The sequence below is a fragment of the Nocardiopsis lucentensis DSM 44048 genome (assembly GCF_000341125.1).
Classification (GTDB): Bacteria; Actinomycetota; Actinomycetes; order Streptosporangiales; family Streptosporangiaceae; genus Nocardiopsis; species Nocardiopsis lucentensis.
In genome coordinates, this window is record NZ_ANBC01000285.1 from 1 (window position 1) to 1,766 (window position 1,766).

Annotated in this window: 1 protein-coding gene and 1 pseudogene; both read right to left on the reverse strand. The window is 77.0% G+C overall.

Annotated elements, in window-relative coordinates; all coding sequences use genetic code 11:
• The coding region (locus D471_RS0109735) for a hypothetical protein (protein WP_017598448.1) at window positions 1-616 on the reverse strand (616 nt) is incomplete at its 3' end.
• Window positions 613-1,766, reverse strand: a pseudogene (locus D471_RS33695) (hypothetical protein); the annotation flags it as partial. The pseudogene D471_RS33695 and the gene D471_RS0109735, both read right to left, overlap by 4 nt.

The following is a 1,766-nucleotide window of genomic DNA, read 5'->3' on the forward strand; positions in this document are numbered from 1 at the left end:
GCGGGTCCTCCGCGCCGGGGCCGGCGAGTCGGACGTCGACGCGGCCCCGGCCGCGCGCGGCCCTCGCCCCGATCCGCGTCGTGGCCAGGCAGGCGCGGGCGAGGATCCGCCAGTGCTCCTCCCTCGGAGGCTCGGCCCAGGTCAGCGCGGCGGTGAGGGTCAGCCCCGGCAGCAGGACGCGATGGGTGCGCAGCCGCCCCGGTTCGGGAGCGCCTCCGGGGCCGACCTCGACCCCCGACTCCAGGGTGGTGTAGGCGTCGGTGACCGCCCGGCGCAGGGTGGTGCGCAGGGGCTCCTCGCGCCCGGCCAAAGCCCGGGCGACGGCGGCGCGCACACCGTCGCCGAGGACGGCGTGGCCCACGCGCAGCATGCGGTCGGCGCCGTGGGACCGGTCCCGGCCCAGGGCCTCGCGGGCGGCACGGGACAGCTCCGGAGCGACGGTCAGGGCGCTGGCCGCCCCCTCCCGCAGACGGGCGGCCAACCGGTGCCGAGGCAGGCGGGGCAGACCATGGTCATCGGTGACCACGTCCGTGTCCGCGCCCGTCCCGTCCGCGCTGGCACCGACGAACAGAGCCGGTGAGGCCAGGTACACGGTGACGCGGTCGGGGCGGCTCACCGGGGCGGGCCCTTCACCGACGGGGCCGCGCCGGGGCGGTTGGAGGGCTGGGGCAGGTGCGTGGGCAGGGCCTCGGCCAACCGGGGGTCCAGGTACAGGTCCATGACCCCGACCGCGTCCAGCAGCCCTCCGGGCGTCCACCCCGGGGGCAGCTCGACGGCGGCACCGGTCACCCGGGCGCGGCGGTCGAGTTCGGGTGCGGGATCGGAACCCGACTCCAGGAGCGGGACGAGGGCGGAGAGCAGCCACCCCCGGTGGCGGGTGTCGCCGTCGGAGAGCAGGCTGCCCGGCGCCCCGGACAGATAGCGGTCCACGAAGCGCGCGAAACCTGAGCCGGTCAGCGGGAGTTCGGTGCGCGGATGGGGCGCCAGGGCCGCCTGGTCGAGCCCGCGCAGGACGCGGTCCACGCCGTCGAACCGGAGGGTCCAGGCGATCGCGTGGTCGTCGACGACGGTGGGATCGGCTTCGGCGCGGTCCACCCGGTACCGCTTGGCGCGGCGGCACATCGCCTCGCACAGGTCGTACCCCGACGACAGCGGGGCCCCGACCGGCTGGACCGCGATCCCCACCCCGACCGTGGGCACGTACGTGGTGTGGACGCCGCCGTCAGGCCCGGTGACCGTGCGCCCGCCACCGGGGCCGTGGTCCGGGGCACCGTCGTGGGCGTCGGCGAGCACCCGGTGCAGTGCCACCCGGGGGTCGCGGGGGTCGGCGATCCGAGCGGGGTCGGCGTCCAACCAGTCCAACGCGTACCTGGCCAGGCTCAGGGCGAGGCGGGCGTCGCACAACACGGTGAGGTCGTCGCCCGCCACGACGATCGGGCGCACCGGCACCCGGACCCGGTCGAACGGCCCCTGGAAGAGCGAGACCGGCCCCGCGGCTCCCGTACCGGGGATGTGCGGACGCCGACCCGGCTCAGCGCGCACCGTGGCGGCCACCGCGCGTACCAGGACACGGGCCAGCCCCTCGGTGAGCCAGGCGATGCGGGTGGACAGGCGCCGCTGGGCCACGGCACCCGACCCGGGGATCTCGGGGTCGGCGACGCGCTCGCGGTAGTCACCGAGGATCACACCCAACCCGTTGACGTCCACGTGCACGACGGCCAGGCGGCTGACGTCCCCGTGGTCGCGGCCGAGCCGGTCCACCTCCA